This window comes from Prosthecobacter sp. (genome assembly GCF_044232965.1).
In the GTDB taxonomy this organism is placed as follows: domain Bacteria; phylum Verrucomicrobiota; class Verrucomicrobiia; order Verrucomicrobiales; family Verrucomicrobiaceae; genus Prosthecobacter.
Map to the genome: position 1 here is coordinate 1 of NZ_JBIIKX010000070.1, position 16,650 is coordinate 16,650.

A 16,650-nucleotide genomic window follows, 5' to 3' on the forward strand; every position below is an offset into this window, starting at 1 on the left:
CTTTGATCTCTCGATCACATGCGGTATTAATCCAAGTTTCCCTGGGCTATCCCCCGCTTCCCGGAATGTATCCACGTGTTACGCACCCGTTCGCCACTAGACATTGCTTGTATTGCTACTCACAATGCCCCGTTCGACTTGCATGTCTTATCCACGCCGCCAGCGTTCGTTCTGAGCCAGAATCAAACTCTCCAAAAATATTTGGCCAACCCGTTAAGGTCAGCCGATTGACTGTGCTTGTTTAAACCACAAGCACCTGCGCATCTATTCGCGCAGCGCACAATTTAGCCTTTTGTTTTCTTACAGCTTTACTCGGCTTGCGCCTCGCTCTGCTGCTTTTGTTTTCTGAAAGATCGGTTCTGATTCCTAGAAAATTAAAGCTGCTTTTGCCGCTCAAACTTTCTTCTCGTCAGCCGCTGTTTTTCGCTAGCGGATAACCAGATTAGTACAACTCCGATCCCCTGCAACTCCATTTTATATGTTTTTGTTCGATGGCTGAAAACCGCCCTAAAACTTCTTCGGCTTCACGGCTTCAGACGAGTTGACATCTTCGAATTTCTTCAACTTCGAGTCCCCGATTCACACTCAGCGGAGCTGTCGTCTTCCGGCTGCTGCCCTCTTGATCAACACACCCGGCATCCACTGGCTCCGCGCGGCTAAAATCACTCGCCGCGCTGCTTCTTCATCACGCGATAAACCAACCACGCTGCAATGTTGATCACCGCCATCGCTGCAAGCAACTGCGCAAGAGTGTGCGCAAGGCTTCCTTTGCCAAGGCCGCTTCCCACCAGACTGAACGCCACGTTCAGCGGCATATAGCCAAGCATCGTGCCAATCAGAAAGCGGCTGTGCCTGACCGGGGTCATGCCAAGCAGCACATTCAACACAAGTCCGGGCACCATCAGTTGTCGCACCCAAAACACTCGCATGATCGAGGGCTTTTTGAGCAGCTTCTTCAGCCATGGCCACTTCTCTGCGCGTGATTCAGCCGCGCGGCGAAAGCCATGACGCGACAGCACAAACGCTCCATATGAGCCGCATGTTGACCCTGCCAGCGACAGTGCCAATCCCTCGCCAAAGCCAAAAATCAACCCAGCGGCCGCGCACAAGGGCAGCCGAGGCACGCCAAGCATCACCACGCCCGCACACGCTGCCACAAACACCGCGTGAGCGCCCCAGCCAAACTCACGCACCAGGCTCTTCCAGGTTTGCACATTCGTGATCCACGCCTTCAGCGGCGTGAAATGCGCCAGCGCCATGAACGCGGCCACCAGCAGCACCGCCAGGAGCACCTGTCGGGTCTCCTTGCCTAACGCCCGAGAGGTTTCCTGCTCCACCTCATTCGAGGTCGAGACATCAAGCTCCTCCGATTCCTCCGCAGGTTCGTCAGGCATCGGCGTCATTGCAGCTTCCAGAGCTTGGAGTCACTGCGCACATAGATCGCGCCATTCGAGATCGCCGGAGTCGTTAAAACGGTCTCTTTGAGCTCGATTTCTTGTGTCACCTTGCCCTCCGGGGCCTCGGGGTCGATGGTTTGAAAGATACCTCGCTCATTCACAATATGGATGTGCTTCCCGGCCGCCACTGGCGATCCGCTGAAGGGCCCTTTCAAGCGCAGCTTCCAAAGCTCATCGCCGTTCTTGAGGCTCGCCTTGATCAGCACTCCAGCGCCATTCACCACATAGATGTGCTCGCCTAGCACCAACGGACTGGCCGTGCCGGGATTCAGTTTCTCATTGCGCCAGAGCTGTGTCACCGCGCCCTTCTCCGGAGCCAGCGCTGTGATGCCATGTGACACCGCGTACAGCACCTCACCCGTCACCACGCTTGAGGGTGTGGTGCTCGCGCCATCGCTGTACTTCCACACTGTTTTCCCCGTGTTGGGTTCCACGGCCAGAATGCCCTTGCTTGACTGCAAGGCCACCGCGCCCTTCCAAAGTGTCGCGCTCGACCAATTTGCCGCCTTCGGCCGCTCCAGTTTCCACTTGTTCTGACCTGTGGCCACATCCAGGCCTGCCGCGAAGGACTCGCTGTCATTCTCACTCTGCACCACCAGCGTCCCGTCGATCACCACAGGCGACTGCGCCATCCCCAGACTGTTGCTCGCATTCGGGTAATCAAACGTCAGCCCACGCAACCACAGCAGATTCCCTTCGAGGTCGAAGGCAAAGAGGTCATTCGACGAAAAAAGCGCGAATACCCGGTCGCCATCGCTGCATGGCGTGTTCGCCGCCACACAGGTCTTGTTGTGCGACATCGTGCGCCCCGTGGCCCGCATCGCACGCTCCCATCGTTTCGATCCATCCGCCGCGTTAAAGCAAAACACATGCAGGGTCTCCTGCCCAGGGCCGCTGGAGCACGTCACAAAAACACGCTCCCCAACCACAATCGGTGCCGAAAGGCCTCGCCCAGGCAAATCCGCCGTCCAGGCGATTTTCAGCTCCCCCGCAGGCACTTTCGCCTCCGTGGAAACCGCCGTCGCATTGGGCCCGCGAAATTGCAGCCAATCCGCCTTCGCCACACCAGCCGCAAGGCACATCCAAACACACATCGAGATCGTCTTCATGGTCGTCATTCGGTTAAATTTCACTTCGCCGCCAGGATCGCCGTCCCCGTCGCATCGCACACGCGAAGTTGGAACTCCCATTCCACCGTCCACTGCTCCGTTTGCTCATTTTGGCAGCACTTCACGAGGATCGTGTTCTTTCCCTTCTTGAGCTGACAAGGCAGCTTGTACTGATCCAGTTTCGCCCCGCGGTGATACTCATCCCGGGCAAAGAGCAGCTCGCCATTCAACCACACCTTCCAGCCGTTTTTGCAGCCGATGCGGATCTCCGCCGGGCGGTCGCTCTCGCTGAAGAAATCCGTTGCCGCGTAGCCCACCGCGCTCTTTTCCATACCGAAGGGCTTGTTGAAGTCGATCTTGCCGTACTCGTCTTTGCTGGTGAAATCGACCCACTCGACCTTTTTGGTCTTCCCCTCGTAAATGGCATCAAAATACAGCTCCTTTTCCGGCGGATACACGGTTTCAAAACCCGCCCGATCCGCGTTGCTGAACGGCGCGATGAGCTTCCAGCTCATGAGAAACCCAAAATGCTTCGGCAAATCCACCGCCTGTCCCAGATCACGCAGCTTCTTGGTTAGCGCCTTGATCTGATCTTCATCGCGGGCACCGCTTAGCCCCTTCGTAAAGGCCACGACAGCGGATTCCTTGTCTTTCTTCTCCAAAGCCACGTCCCCCGCCTCGATCAGTTTCGCCACCGGATGCCGCCGCAGGTCACTGCTCACATCGTTAAGCAGTGTGGGCGTCAATTCCTCCGCCAGCTTCGCATCCGCGCGCTGGATCAGGTCAAACGCCACCACGCGGGCACCAGGGCTGTTCTTCGTGTCCTTCAAAAACGTCACTAGCGTCTCCACCGGCATCTTTTTCGCCTTCAGCGCCGCATCCGCGATCACGCCCACCGCCGCACGCAGCCAGTTCTCGGCCAGCGGGTTCGCCCCGTTCATGCCCTTGAGCACCTCAGGCAAATTCGCCACGTCCGCCTTCACGATCTCCTGCCAAGCCTTCCCGGCTGCCTCGTTCCCCTGCCCCTCTTTCTGCACACCTCTAAGCGCCTCGATGGGTTTCGACAAGTCTCCCGCCGCATGCAGCGACAGGCTGGTCAGGACAAACAGGGAGGCAAAATGGAGCTTCATGGCGTGAGGGTTCATGCTTTCACAAAGAACGCGCCCCGCCAAGCTGGAGTTTCGCATGTCATCCAACATGAGAAAAACAGCAGATGAACCCATTGAGATGATCAACGTTCATCTATCTCGACTGTGACAGCAATCCCCCGTGATGCCCGTTCTCGAATGGAGGCCGCCATGAACGGCCCTCACGCCATCCATCCCGTCCCGCTCATGCGCCTCGCCTCCGTTCTCACGCCGCTCAACGATCATCATCTGGCCCTCGCGGCTCAGTGCGGCGTGGAGGAGATCACGGTGAGGTATCCAGGCCCGGAACTGGCGCCCTTGCGGCAAACCAAGGCACAGATCGAGCATCACGGCCTGAAACTCGGCATCATCGAAGGCTACCTGCCGATCGAAAAGCTCAAGCTCGGGAAAGACGACGGCAGCGACATGGCGGCGATGAAACGGCTGCTCCAGCACATGCACGAGGCTGAAATCCCGCTGCTATGCTACAACTTCATGGCTGGCACCGACTGGGTGCGCACCAAACTCGATGCCAAAGAACGCGGCGGCGCGCTGGTGACGGCGTTTGACCTCAAAGAAGCCAAAAAAGCGATGTCGCTGAGCGCCACGGCGAATCAGATCGGCAACGAGACGATCACAGCAGAGGCCTTGTGGACGAATCTGGAGCGCATGCTGACTGAATTACTGCCCGTGGCAGAACAATACGGCGTGACGATGGTCATGCATCCCGATGACCCGCCGCTGCCGGAGTTTGCAGGCAAGGCGCGCATCATGAACAGCGTGGAAAACTTCGAGCGGCTCATGCGCATCTCGGCGAGCAAACACAACGCGATTTGCTTCTGCCAGGGCACTTTCGCGGCCATGGGGGTCGATATTCCCACCACCATCCGTCGTTTCGGTTCCCAAATCCGCTACGTTCACTTTCGCGATGTGCGCGGCAATGCCGAGGCTTTCGCGGAAACATTTCACGATAACGGGCCGACGGACATGGTCGCTGCCATGCGTGCGTATCGTGACATCGGCTTCACCGGCCCCATGCGGCCCGATCATGTGCCGCAGCTCGATGGCGAGGAAGACGGCGAGCCCGGCTACACGATGATGGGCCGACTTTTCGCCTACGGCTACATGCGCGGACTCATCCAAGCCGTTCAATCATGAAACCTGAAACCAGCAACCTGAAACCCGGCTCCCTGCCACCTTGGAACGTGGACGAACTGCCAGCACCGCTGCCGTTCAGCTTGCGCAATGCGCTGCGCACCATCGGGCCGGGGGCGATCCTGCTCGTGGGAGCGATTGGCATGGGCGAGTGGATCGCAGGGCCGTTGTTTGTGGTGCAGCACGGACGCAGTGTGCTGTGGATCGCGACGCTGGCATTTGTGCTGCAATCGCTTCTGAACCTCGAAGCCGTGCGCTACACACTTTACACAGGCGAGCCGGTGCTCACGGGTTTCATGCGGCTGCGACCGGGATCAAAGGTGTGGGGGGTGTTTTATGCGCTGTCAGGTTTTGCACAGCTCGGCATGCCCGCAGCGGCGGCAGGATGCGCGGGCGTGACGTTTGCCATGCTGCAAGGCCGCGCGCCGACGGATGGCGATGCCTCGATGGTGACATGGATCACGGTGGCGCTGGTGTTGATCTCGGCGGTGGTGCTGGCCTCAGGAAAAAAGGTCGAGCGGCTGCTGGAACGGCTGTCGTGGATGATGATCCTTTTCATCTTCAGCTTTCTGCTATGGGTGAATTTCACCTTTGTGCCAATGCAGGACTGGGTCAGCACTTCAGCGGGTTTCTTCTCATTCGGCTCGATTCCTGAGAACGTCGATTTCGTGATGCTCGCAGTGTTTGCGGCACTCGCGGGATCGGGCGGCATCGGCAATCTCGCGATCGCGAACTGGTTCCGCGACAAGGGCTTCGGCATGGCGTCGAAGACGGGCAACATGGGCGGTGTGTGGAGCACGGAGCAGACGCTGGCACCGGTGGGCAGTGTGTTTCCGATCAATGCGGAAAATCTGCGCCGATGGCGTGACTGGTGGCGCTACGCGATCATTGATCAATCCGGCCTGTGGATGCTCGGCTGCATCGTGGGCATGTTCTTGATGACGAACTTGGCTGCGTCGTTGTTCCAGCCCGGCATGGCGGTCTCAGGTGTCGCGGCAGGCGTTTTCCAAGCGGCGGAGATGCGCAAGCTCTGGGAGGGTTTTTGGTTTCTCGCGCTGATGAACGGTTTCTGGATTCTATTCTCGACCACACTGACCAATGTCGATGTGCTGGCCCGTGTGGTGGCCGACATGGCATGGGCTGGCGGTGCGGTGCCGAAGAAAATGCCCGTCGGTCGGCTCTACGGCCTGCTGCTGCTCGGTTTCACAGTCATCGCCTGCTTCGGTGCGTTTCTGGGCGACGCGAAACTGCTGCTGACCATTCTCGGAGCCACCGCCGCGCCGATCACGGCCTTCTCCGCGCTGCAAATCCTGCGCCTCAACACCACGCTGCTGCCGCTAGAGCTGCGTCCGCCGCTATGGCGCAAGATCGCGCTCGTTTTGACCGCCTTGTTTTACGGGGCGATTTCGTTCGCCATGTTCCACCAAATCTTCTCCCATTGATCCACGCCATGTCCCGCATCACCGCCATCGAAACCGCCATCCCCTCCGGCATCATGCCGAATCTGCTGCTCGTCCGCATTCATACGGAAGATGGGTTCGTCGGCTGTGGTGAGACGTATTACACGCCGCATGCCATCGCGGCGCTGATTCATGATTGGATGGCGGAACACCTGCTCGGTGCCGATGCGCTGGCGATCGAATCGCACTGGCGCTTTTTGTATGAACGCTGCACGCCGTTTGGCCATCCGGGGGCGGAGATGCGCGCGCTGTCGGCCATTGATCTGGCGTTGTGGGACATTCTCGGACAGGCATGCAATCAGCCGGTGTATCGTCTGCTCGGCGGTCCGGTGCGTGACGCAATTCCGGTGTATAACACGAGTGGCGGGCCGAGCTATGGTGCAGTGGCGGGCACGAGTGATGCGCCGCGTCATCCGGGGTGGCCCGGTTATGGCGACATCGGCTCCAAAGGCCCGCTTCAAGACAACTGGGCCTCTCATTTCGCCGCTGGTGATCTCGCCGAGGAACTGCTCGCCGAGGGCATCACGGCGATGAAACTGTGGCCGTTTGATCGTGCCGCACATCGGAATGGCGGCCTGCACATCTCGTGGACGGACGTGGAAGAGGCGATGAAGCCGCTGCGCGAGATTCGTGAACGAGTGGGCATGAAAATGGACATCGCCATCGAAGGACATGCTTTCTTCCAGTTGCCCGCCGCCCTGCGCATCGCGGAGGCGCTGCGTGAGATCAAACCACTGTGGCTTGAAGACGTGCTGCGGGTCGACAATGCAGCCACCCTGGCCGATTTCCGCCGCAGAAGCGGTCTGCCCATTGCGGCGAGCGAGATGCTGCTCGGACGGAAGGAATACCTGAGCGTGCTGCAAGCCCAGGCCTGCGACTACTGCATGGTCGATCCCACCTGGAACGGTGGCATCAGCGAAACCCGCCGCGTGATCGACATGGCGCAGACCTTTAACGTCCCCGCCACGATTCACGACTGCACGGGACCTCTCACGCTCTTCAGCGGCCTGCATCTCGCGGCTTCCTCAGCCAATGTCGTCTTCCAGGAAACGGTGCGGGCACACATTCGCTCGTTCTATGACAAGCTGGTCGATACGCTACCGGTCATCGCGAATGGGAAAGCTCAATTGCCCACCGGCAGCGGTCTTGGCACGAAACTCAAGGACGAGTTGTTCCGCAAAGGGGTGAACGACTGGCGGAAGACTATGTTGAAGGCGTGAATTGTGCCGGGCAAGCATGTTTGGGCGACCTGCCGCGTTTGAGTGCCATGCCTCCCACCAAGCACTTCCTCTGCACCGCTCTCTTCGTGTCTGTTGCGTGCCTTCAGGCAGAAGACATCACCTGGCAGCTTCAATACGATGCCAAAACTTTGCCTGACGGCACCTGGAGCAGCGTCGGCACACCGAAGGCCACGCTCGAAGCCGACGGCCTGCGATTGACCGATGATGACCAGGCGTTCGCGAACTTCCGCGCCGCGTGGAGGCCAGGTGCCGAGGAGGAAATCATCGTCGAAGTCGTGGCGAAGGTGTTTTCGACGACGGGTTCGCAAAAGAACAAGACCTCCGCCTCGCTGTGGCCTTGGCGCGACGGGGCGCCGGTGTCCGTGCTCGTCAGCGATGGTCGGCATCAGGAAGGACTCGTGCTTTTCGCAAATCAGGCGGCGAGCCACACGGACCGCTTCATCCCGATGGACACGACGAACCGCTTTCACACCTACCGCCTCATCATTCGCGGCACGGACATGGAGATGTGGGTCGATGGCGAGAAGAAGGTGGAAGGTCAGGGCGCTTTCTGGAAGCCTGCGGACTCGCCGGAGGCCTTCATCCAGTTCGGATCGAGCGCCAAAACCGCCACGGGCGAGGCGATCTGGCAATCGGTGAAGCTCGGCACGCGCAAAACGACCGCACCTTCGCCGCCATCGCCGATCAAGCTCACCCTCAGCGAGCCATGGGAGATCAAGCGCGACGACATCCGCCAGACGCGGCCTTATCTTTACGACATGGGCCGCGGACTGCTCCTCATGAGCGTCGCCCAAGGACCGGATGCCTTTTATGAGCCGTATGGGCTGCTCAAATCGACCGACGCAGGCAAATCATGGGCGCCGATTCCCGGACTCGACAAACTCGACACCACGCCGCTGCCATGTGTGCGCCGTCCCGATGGAAGTATCCTCGCTGTGTCACGCTGGACACGCACGCAGCCGGACGGACGTGTCACCGGCAAAACCGTGCACCTCAATTCCGATGCGACGAGTTTTGAGATGATCGACAACGAGATCCTTTTGCCCAAAGAGTTCACCAACGAGTCCAAAGGCGATCAAATCATCTGCGAGCGCCACATCTGGAACGATGCCGATGGCGGCGCGACGATGGTCGTGTGGAGTCGGAAGGCCGTGAAACTGCCCGATGGCCGCAACAACACTGTGCGCATGTCCCACCTCATGCGCAGCACCGATGAAGGCAAGACGTGGACCTACTTCAGCACCATCGGCCCCGGTGGCGAGCCAGCCGTGTGCCGCCTGAGCGCCACCGAGCAAGTCGCCGTCATCCGCAGTGATCGGAACAGCCGCATGAAACAGATGTTCTCGCACGACGCTGGCAAAACGTGGGCGAAGCCCGTCGAACTCGAAGTCGGCCGCGTTTTGCCCGATCTCGTGCTCATGAGCAACGGCGTGCTCGCCTGCAGCTACGGCCGCCCCGCGAGCTGCCTGATGTTCAGCCTCGATGGTGGCCAGACCTGGCCCGTGCATCACGTCATCAGCGAAAAAGTCGGCTTCAACTACACCAGCATCCGCGAGATCAGTCCTGGGCGGCTGCTCTACATCCACGATGCGCCCAAGATGAATGCGATGGTGATCGAGGTGGAGGTCGTGAAGTGAAATTGCTGCTTATACACCTCCTCCTCGCCACCTCCGCCCTCGCGGAACTCACCCCCAGCGAGCGCGAGTTGATCCAGCAACTCGGTCCCGGCACGCCGGAGCCGATTTTGCTCTGGCCGGACAAGCCGCCGCAGTTCCTCGAAAACGCCGCGCCGGAGGTCATCAAGGACAACCAGACCATCCAGAGCGTCTCGGTGCCCACGATCACGCCGTATCTGCCGCCGAAGGAAAATCGCAACGGCATGGCCATCGTCGTGTGTGCGGGTGGCGGCTATGGCGGGCACGCGTGGAAGACGCACGTCGTGTATGCCGCGCAGGTCTTCAATCCGATGGGCGTGGCCGTCATCGGCCTCAAATACCGCACGCGTCCGCCGCACATTCTGCCGAACGAAGGCATCCAGGCGCTCACCTTGCTCGATGCGAAACGCGCCATGCGCCTCGTGCGGCATCGTGTGGCCGAATGGGGCCTCGATCCGGCAAAAATCGGCGTCGCCGGCTATTCCGCCGGCGCGAACCTCGCGATGAATCTCGCCGCGAACTTCGATCTCGGCGATCCGCAGGCCGCCGATCCCATCGAGCGCCTCAGCAGCCGTCCAGACTTCGCCGTGGGCCTAGGCACCTGGCATTGGCGCAAGCCGGAGAACCCGTTTGTCTTCAAGCCGAACTCACCGCCCATGTTTCTCGTCCACGCCACCACCGACAAGCCCGTCGAGATCGCCACCAACATCATCGCCGACCTGAAAAAGCTCGGCGTCCCCGCCCGCCTCGATCTCCACGAAGAAGGTGGCCACGGCGTCGGCAACCTCATCCCCACCCGAGTGAAACACAACTTCCCCGGCGCCCAGTGGCCCAAGGTGCTCGTCGAGTGGCTGGGGAGCTTGGGGAAGAAGCCCTGAGGATCAGAAGGCTTTATTGGCAGAAGAATGAAGGCAGGAGAATAAATCCATTCTTCTGCCTTCATTCTCCTGCCAGTCGGTTTGGCTCGACGCACCCCACAGAGCTCATCGAAGGACCGAATCGTTCACCGCAACCCAAACGCGAAAGCCCAAGGAAAGGCGCTTTTCAAGCGCCTCCGGGCGGTTACAAACCGCCCCTCCTTGAGGGAAAGCGCACCGCGAGAGATCAAGAAGGCGCAAGAGCCCTGAAATCAGAACTCTCGCGCCTTTTTCATCTCTGGCGGTGCTCCTCATCCCCGCCCGCGAAAGGGCCGCAGGCGCTCGTGGAGTGGCTGGAATGCCAAGGTTGGATTCCGGGATGTCACAGACTTCGAATAAGAAGATTGCCCAAATCGGGAATAGTTTCTCGTTTCGGAACCGCTTTAGTCTGCCCGTTATGGATACTTCATTCATACTCCTCTTCTTTGGAGGTCCACTGATCGCTCTGGTTGCCTTTATCGCCTGTCTCATTCCTCACGTTCGCCCTCAGCAATTGGTTCGGACGATTGGAGCACTGGGAGTTGCGACCTCGCTACCCATTGGTGCTTCCTTTTTGACGAACACAGGATTCCCATTGCTGATTCTGCGTCCTGGCACCGTCTTCTTGGGCTTGCTCACGGCTATCTCGTATCTTGTTCTCAGCCGAAGGCATGGCTTGCCACCCCGACAGTCAACGGCTGCCATAGCATTGCTTGTCGCTTCGATTTGGGACGCCGTATCATGGGCGATCATTATGGTGCCGGGTTTTGGCGGCGAATACTGCTAGCCGGAACAGAACTCAACTGAGCGACCGCTAGTCGCCGCGAATCGGCCCATCACTCGCACCAGAGAAGACAGCGGCGTGATGAACGTTTCATGTCCCCACATGAAACCCCTCCTCGCGTTCTTCCTCTCCCTCACCGCCGCCACATCCGCGGACCTGACATTGCTCGACGCGGGGAAAACGGACTACCAGATCGTTTTGCCGGATGCGCTGCCTTCAGCGGCATTGGACGAAAGCCTTGTGCAGACGGCGCGGCTGCTCCAAACGGCGTTTTGGGCGAACAAGGCCGAGGTCGTGGTCGTGCGGGAAAAAGAGCGTGATGCGGCGAAACCGGCGTTGATGCTCGGGAACACGCAGTTCGCGCAGAAGAATGGCCTCGACGTGACGAAGCTGCGGGATTGGAGCTTTGTGCATCGGGTGGTGGGCAAGGATGTGATCATTGCGGGGCATGATCATCCCTCGAAGGCACCGACGGACAATCCGCGGCGGCCGAACTGGGATCGCGTGGGCACGGCGAAGGCGGCGGTGGACTTTGCGCGGCAGTTCATGGGCGTGCGCTTTTTGTATCCCGATCTGCCGGGCTACACGCCGGTGAGCGGCGCGGCGAAGATCGACCTGCTGGCGTCGCCGGCGATCGAGTTTCTACCGATGCAGACGATGACGGTGCCGGAGTCGTTGAACGTGACCACCACGCCGCTGCTGCGGGTGAACACGGCGCATCCGGCGGGCGCGTCGTTTTACGATCTCGCGCACAATCGCTTCCCGCGTGTGGATGAGCAGTTCGGCGGTCACACGTGGGAGCGGGCGGTGCCGGCGGAGTTGTTTGCGGAGCACCCGGAATACTTCGCGACGATCAGCGGCTCGCGTTTGAAGCCAGAGGGCAACGGGCAGTATTGCCTGTCGAATCCCGACGTGCAGGAGCGCATCTACCTCGATCTCGCGGGCTTCTTCGACAAAGGCTACGACAGCGTCGATCTCGGCCAACCGGACGGCTTTCGGGAGTGTCAGTGCGAGAAGTGCGACGCGCTCTACGGCACGGGCAAAGACTGGTCGGAGAAGATCTGGATCTTCCATCGCGATGTCGCACGGCGTTTGGAGAAGTCGCATCCCGGCAAGCAGGTGACAATGATGAGCTACATCCTCACCGCCGCGCCGCCGAAGACCTTCAAAGCCTTCCCCGCGAACACCTGCATCATGCTCACCGGCACGAACGAGGAGGACATCGCCCCGTGGCGCGGCATCGACGTGCCACGCGGCTTCACCGGCTACGTTTACAACTGGTGCCCGAACCTCGGCACGCGCTACACGCCGATGCGCACGCCCGGCTACATCGAGCAGCAGGTGCAAAGGCTCGCCGTGAACCGGATCCAGTCGCTCTATCGCGACGGCCCCGGGCAGCTCTTCGGTCTCGAAGGCCCGGTCTATTACACCATGGGCCGCATGTTTGACGATCCGGCGAACAATCACGCCAAAGACCTCGTGCCCGAGTTCTGCGAGGCCGCGTTTCTAAACAAGAGCATCGCCTTCTACATGCGTGCCTTTTACGACGAGCTTTATCACGCCATCGCGCTCTACTCGGATCACATCGGCACGCGCACCGACGTGTGGACCTACAAAGCGCTGCCCACCGATGCTCGCGGACGCAAAACGGTGCAGGATCCCTTTCAGCTCATCGCCTTCCTCTACACGCCGCGCATGCTTGCCGCGATGGAGGCCCACCTCGCACAGTCCGAGAAGCTCGCCGCCACGCCGAAGGTGAAAACACGCCTCGCGCTCGTGCGCACGGAGTTCGATTACTTGAAGCACTTCGCGAAGGTCGTGCACCTGCATCAGGCCTGGCAGATGCTGCCCGACACCGGCTCGCTGCATCGCCTGCTCGATGCCATCGACGCGCGAAACGCCTTCATCGCCACGCTTTACGTCAAAGGGCATCAGAAAGAGTGGCACCACATTTTGTTCCCCTTTCCCGGTCACGACGCCAAACACCTCCAACTCGCCCACGACGGCTACCAGGAGCCCTACGCCAGCACCTGCTTCAACTGGGACACCAAGGCCATGCGCAACGCTCCGCCCATGGGCCTCAAGAAACTCACCATCGCTAAAACAACTGCGAAACTCACGCTCGACAGCCCCGAGTGGCAAAACGCCACCGCGCATGCCCTCACGCTCCTCCCGTCGCTGCACACGCTGCCGCGCAACACGACGATCCGCCTCCTTTACGACGACAAAGCCCTCCACCTCCGCGCCGAAGCCGAAATCGGCGACACCACCACCTTCACCGCCTTCAACCGCGACCGCGTCCTCACCAATCAAGAAGCCATCGACCTCTATCTCGCCCCGAATCCCGCCCAACCCCTCTTCTACCGCCTCACCCAAGGCGCAAACGCCGCCAGCAAATACGACGCCCTCAACGGCCGCATCACCGACGTCATGGACCCCCGCCACGGCAAAGACGACCCCACCTGGAACGGCGACTGGACCAGCGAAACCCGCGTCGATGCGAAAGCCAAACGCTGGCATGCGCATCTCGTCATCCCCTTCACCACCCTCGGCGTCGAACCACCCACCAAAGGCATCACCTGGAAAGCCAACTTCGGCCGCAACCACGCCCTGCCCCGCGAAGTCATCGACCGCGCGATTTGGTCCTCATCGTTGACGAGCACGAGCATGGATGACACAGCGGTGATGGGCGAGATGGTGTTTGAGTGAGCGGGGCATCCCTATCCGGATACGGGGTGAAGATTCGAGATGTGCTTGGCAGTGTTTGCGGCAAGATCCAACACGTCTCATCAATCCATGAAAACACCGTTCTTTCTCCTGGCCGTTGGTCTCGTTCTGTCACTCCCTGCCGCCGAACTGGCGCCCGACAAGCTGGTGGTGCTCACGTTCGACGACTCAGTGGCCAGTCAGGCGAACTACGTGGCACCGCTGCTGAAGAAGCATGGCTTTGGGGCCACATTCTTCATCACGGAGGGCTTTGAGTTCCTCGTGGACAAAAAGAACTACATGACCTGGGAGCAAATCAAGGCGCTGCACGACCAGGGCTTTGAGATCGGCAACCACACGCGGAAGCACGCGGGCGTGACCAAGCAGAAGACCGAGCAGCTCGCCGCCGATGTGGAGTTCATCGAAACACAGTGCGCCAAGGCCGGCATCCCACGTCCGGTGAGCTTTTGCTACCCTGGTTACGCTACAAGCGAAGCGGCGGCGAAGCTGCTCGGTGAGCGTGGTTACCTTTTCGCCCGCGCTGGTGGCGCGAAGGCCTTCGATCCGACCACTGACAATCCTTTGCTGATGCCACAAGCCTTCGACGGCAAGCCCGACAGCACGCTGGAGCAGTTCAAGGCCGCTGTGGCACAGGCGAAGGGCGGCAAGATCGCGGTAATGACCTTTCACGGTGTGCCGGACATCAAGCACCCGTGGGTGAACACCGATCCGGCGAAGTTTGAGGCCTACATGCAGCACCTCAAAGACGAAGGCTGCACGGTGATCGCGATGCGGGACTTGGCAAAATACCTGAAGTAAGCGCGAGTGGCTGCGTATTGCTCAGCTCATGAAATTCATCCTTTTCGCCAGCCTTCTGTTTGCCTTTTCCGCCATGGCTCAGGAGATGAAACGCAGCATCCCCTATGTGGAAAACGGCCATGCACGGCATGTGCTGGACATCTACACACCTTCAGGCGCGAAGAATCTGCCGGTCGTCTTTTGGATTCACGGCGGTGGCTGGCAGACGGGCGACAAGGCGAACGTGCAGGAGAAGCCCGCGTGGTTCACGAATAAGGGGTTTGTGTTTGTGTCGATCAATCATCGCCTGCTGCCAGAGGTGGAGATGGAGGTGCTGGTCCGCGATGTGGCGAAGGCCTTTGGCTGGATGCACAAGCACATCGCCGAGCATGGCGGTGATCCGAAACGTGTGCTCGTCGGCGGGCATTCTTCCGGAGCGCAGCTCGCGACGCTGATCTGCACGGATGTCCGGTATTTGAAGGCGGAAGGCGTGTCGTTTGAAGATCTCATCGGCTGCGTGCCGGTCGATGGCGACACCTACGACATCCCGGCGATCATTGAAGTCGCTGAAACGCGCCGCCGGGTGCATCACCAGCCGCAAGCGAAGTTTGGGCATCGTGAGAAATTCGGCAATGATCCCGCGAAGCACCTCGACTTTTCCGCTGTGACGCATGTGGCGAAGGACAAGCACATCCCGCCCTTCCTGATCCTGCATGTGTCGGATCATCCTGACAACTCGGCACAGGCGCAACGTCTCGGAGCTGTGCTCAAAGAGGCGGGCATCCCGGTGACGGTGTTTGGCGGCAAAGAGACAAATCACACCAAGATCAACGCCAACCTCGGCACTGAAGGCGATCCTGCGACGAAAGCGCTGACGGAGTTTGTGGCGAAGGTTTTGAAGCCATGAAACTGCCTCTGCTGCTTGCCCTGGCCGCCTGCGTTTCCATGCACGCGGCGGAATTGCGAATCGCCACGTTCCATGTGGATGCCACGCCGCCGATCGGGTCGCCTTTGTGCAATGGGGCGGTGAAACCGGTGAAGGAAATCGTGACGCCTCTAACCGCGCGGGGCGTGGTGCTGCTGGGCGCGGGAGAGCCGGTTGTGCTGTGCGCGTTCGACTGGGTGGGTATCGCCAATGAGAGCCATGATGCGTTTCGCACGGCCGTGGCGGAGGCGGCGGGCACCTCGGCGGAGCGGGTGACGGTTCACACGCTGCATCAGCATGACGCGCCGGGCAGTGATTTTGCAACAGAGCGGCTTTTGGCCGAGCACGGGCTGCCCGGAGTGTATTCCAATGCCGAGTTCGACCGCGAGGTGATGCAACGGCTCGCCACGGCGGTGAAGGAGTCGTTGTCGAAAGCGCAGACGGTCACACACATCGGCCTCGGCGCAGGCAAGGTGGAAAAGGTGGCCTCAAACCGGCGCATTCTTGGGCCGGAGGGGCGCGTGATCCTGCAACGGCAGAGTTCCGGAGGCAAAAACCCGGCGGCACGCGAAGCACCAGAAGGCACGGTCGATCCGTTGGTGCGTTTGATCACCTTTTGGAATGCTGACAAAGCCGTGGCGGCGCTGACTTACTACGCCACGCATCCACAGAGCTATTACGGGCAGGGTTCGGTGAACTGGGACTTTGTGGGCATGGCGCGTGAGCTGCGGGCGGCGGCGCTGCCGGGCGTGGCCTGTGTGCATTTCGATGGAGCAGGAGGAAACGTGGCCGCAGGCAAATACAACAACGGGGCGAAGGACAACCGGCCCGTGCTGGCACAACGCCTCGCGGAGGGCATGAAGATCGCGTGGGAATCGCAGACGAAGCATGCGATCACGGCGGAAGACGTGCGATGGAGCGTGGAACACGTCGCTATGCCGGTGCGGGACACACTGGTCGAAAAAGCGCTGCTGGCGAAGCTGAAGGACACATCGCAGAAGCAGCCGGATCGCATCCGCGCGGCGCGGGATCTGACGTTCGTGCGCCGCACACGCGGCGGGCACCGGATTCCACTGAGCTGCCTGCAACTCGGACCGGCGCGTGTGCTGCACATGCCAGGAGAGTTGTTCGTGGAGTATCAGATCGCCGCGCAGCAGATGCGGGCGGGTGATTTCATCGCCATGGCGGCTTACGGCGACTATGGGACCGGTTACATCGGCACGGAGATCGCGTATGGACAGGGAGGCTATGAGACGGGCATCGTCTCGCGTGTGGCACCGCAGGTGGAAAAGGTGCTGATGGACGCGATACGAAAGCTGCTTGGCGTGAAGTGAGCC

12 protein-coding genes and 1 rRNA gene are annotated in these 16,650 nt (G+C 60.2%); 9 read left to right on the plus strand and 4 right to left on the minus strand.

Annotated features, from left to right (window positions below; genetic code table 11):
- From ACILSI_RS21690 to ACILSI_RS21705, 4 genes are all read right to left on the minus strand, one after another.
- Nucleotides 1–198, minus strand: a 16S ribosomal RNA gene (locus tag ACILSI_RS21690); the annotation flags it as partial.
- Nucleotides 199–662: 464 nt separating this feature from the next.
- Nucleotides 663–1,394 (minus strand): TVP38/TMEM64 family protein, encoded by a 732-nt coding sequence (locus tag ACILSI_RS21695; protein WP_395724012.1) that lies wholly within the window; start codon nucleotides 1,392–1,394, stop codon nucleotides 663–665.
- Between the two features lie 5 nt (nucleotides 1,395–1,399).
- Entirely contained in the window at nucleotides 1,400–2,566 is a 1,167-nt protein-coding gene (locus ACILSI_RS21700; protein ID WP_395724013.1) for a PQQ-binding-like beta-propeller repeat protein, read from the minus strand.
- Between the two features lie 20 nt (nucleotides 2,567–2,586).
- Nucleotides 2,587–3,696 carry a hypothetical protein gene (locus ACILSI_RS21705; protein WP_395724014.1) on the minus strand — a complete coding sequence of 370 codons (1,110 nt, stop codon included), beginning with the start codon at nucleotides 3,694–3,696 and terminating at the stop codon, nucleotides 2,587–2,589.
- Nucleotides 3,697–3,864: 168 nt separating this feature from the next.
- Between ACILSI_RS21705 and ACILSI_RS21710 the strand changes: the two genes are divergently transcribed.
- The 9 genes from ACILSI_RS21710 (at nucleotide 3,865) to ACILSI_RS21750 (ending at nucleotide 16,647) form a co-directional block, all read left to right on the plus strand.
- On the plus strand, nucleotides 3,865–4,851 hold the full coding sequence (locus tag ACILSI_RS21710; protein ID WP_395724015.1) for a mannonate dehydratase: 987 nt from the start codon (nucleotides 3,865–3,867) through the stop codon (nucleotides 4,849–4,851).
- Entirely contained in the window at nucleotides 4,848–6,290 is a 1,443-nt protein-coding gene (locus ACILSI_RS21715; protein ID WP_395724016.1) for an Nramp family divalent metal transporter, read from the plus strand. The genes ACILSI_RS21710 and ACILSI_RS21715 overlap by 4 nt, the downstream gene beginning before the upstream one ends.
- 8 nt (nucleotides 6,291–6,298) lie before the next feature.
- On the plus strand, nucleotides 6,299–7,528 hold the full coding sequence (locus ACILSI_RS21720; RefSeq protein ID WP_395724017.1) for a mandelate racemase/muconate lactonizing enzyme family protein: 1,230 nt from the start codon (nucleotides 6,299–6,301) through the stop codon (nucleotides 7,526–7,528).
- 47 nt (nucleotides 7,529–7,575) lie between these two features.
- A complete protein-coding gene (locus tag ACILSI_RS21725; protein ID WP_395724018.1) occupies nucleotides 7,576–9,186 on the plus strand; it encodes an exo-alpha-sialidase in 1,611 nt (536 codons plus the stop codon).
- On the plus strand, nucleotides 9,183–10,082 hold the full coding sequence (locus ACILSI_RS21730) for an alpha/beta hydrolase (RefSeq protein ID WP_395724019.1): 900 nt from the start codon (nucleotides 9,183–9,185) through the stop codon (nucleotides 10,080–10,082). Before ACILSI_RS21725 ends, ACILSI_RS21730 begins: the two co-directional genes overlap by 4 nt.
- A 904-nt stretch (nucleotides 10,083–10,986) precedes the next feature.
- Nucleotides 10,987–13,593, plus strand: coding sequence for a DUF4838 domain-containing protein (locus tag ACILSI_RS21735; protein WP_395724020.1), 2,607 nt, complete (start codon nucleotides 10,987–10,989; stop codon nucleotides 13,591–13,593).
- A gap of 87 nt (nucleotides 13,594–13,680) precedes the next feature.
- Nucleotides 13,681–14,409, plus strand: coding sequence for a polysaccharide deacetylase family protein (locus tag ACILSI_RS21740; protein WP_395724021.1), 729 nt, complete (start codon nucleotides 13,681–13,683; stop codon nucleotides 14,407–14,409).
- Nucleotides 14,410–14,437: 28 nt separating this feature from the next.
- Complete coding sequence (locus ACILSI_RS21745; protein ID WP_395724022.1) at nucleotides 14,438–15,295, plus strand: alpha/beta hydrolase; 858 nt, start codon at nucleotides 14,438–14,440, stop codon at nucleotides 15,293–15,295.
- The gene (locus ACILSI_RS21750; RefSeq protein WP_395724023.1) at nucleotides 15,292–16,647 is read left to right on the plus strand and encodes a hypothetical protein; all 1,356 of its coding nucleotides are present in this window, start codon (nucleotides 15,292–15,294) and stop codon (nucleotides 16,645–16,647) included. Before ACILSI_RS21745 ends, ACILSI_RS21750 begins: the two co-directional genes overlap by 4 nt.
- The last annotated feature ends 3 nt before the right edge of the window (nucleotides 16,648–16,650 follow it).

Bases quoted from the DNA above. Each gene is read 5' to 3' on its own strand.
- ACILSI_RS21700 (WP_395724013.1), bottom strand. From the start codon at position 2,566: ATGAAGACGATCTCGATGTGTGTTTGGATGTGCCTTGCGGCTGGTGTG.
- ACILSI_RS21705 (WP_395724014.1), bottom strand. From the start codon at position 3,696: ATGAAGCTCCATTTTGCCTCCCTGTTTGTCCTGACCAGCCTGTCGCTG.
- ACILSI_RS21725 (WP_395724018.1), top strand. From the start codon at position 7,576: ATGCCTCCCACCAAGCACTTCCTCTGCACCGCTCTCTTCGTGTCTGTT.
- ACILSI_RS21715 (WP_395724016.1), top strand. From the start codon at position 4,848: ATGAAACCTGAAACCAGCAACCTGAAACCCGGCTCCCTGCCACCTTGG.
- ACILSI_RS21695 (WP_395724012.1), bottom strand. From the start codon at position 1,394: ATGCCTGACGAACCTGCGGAGGAATCGGAGGAGCTTGATGTCTCGACC.
- ACILSI_RS21740 (WP_395724021.1), top strand. From the start codon at position 13,681: ATGAAAACACCGTTCTTTCTCCTGGCCGTTGGTCTCGTTCTGTCACTC.
- ACILSI_RS21710 (WP_395724015.1), top strand. From the start codon at position 3,865: ATGAACGGCCCTCACGCCATCCATCCCGTCCCGCTCATGCGCCTCGCC.
- ACILSI_RS21720 (WP_395724017.1), top strand. From the start codon at position 6,299: ATGTCCCGCATCACCGCCATCGAAACCGCCATCCCCTCCGGCATCATG.
- ACILSI_RS21750 (WP_395724023.1), top strand. From the start codon at position 15,292: ATGAAACTGCCTCTGCTGCTTGCCCTGGCCGCCTGCGTTTCCATGCAC.
- ACILSI_RS21745 (WP_395724022.1), top strand. From the start codon at position 14,438: ATGAAATTCATCCTTTTCGCCAGCCTTCTGTTTGCCTTTTCCGCCATG.
- ACILSI_RS21735 (WP_395724020.1), top strand. From the start codon at position 10,987: ATGAAACCCCTCCTCGCGTTCTTCCTCTCCCTCACCGCCGCCACATCC.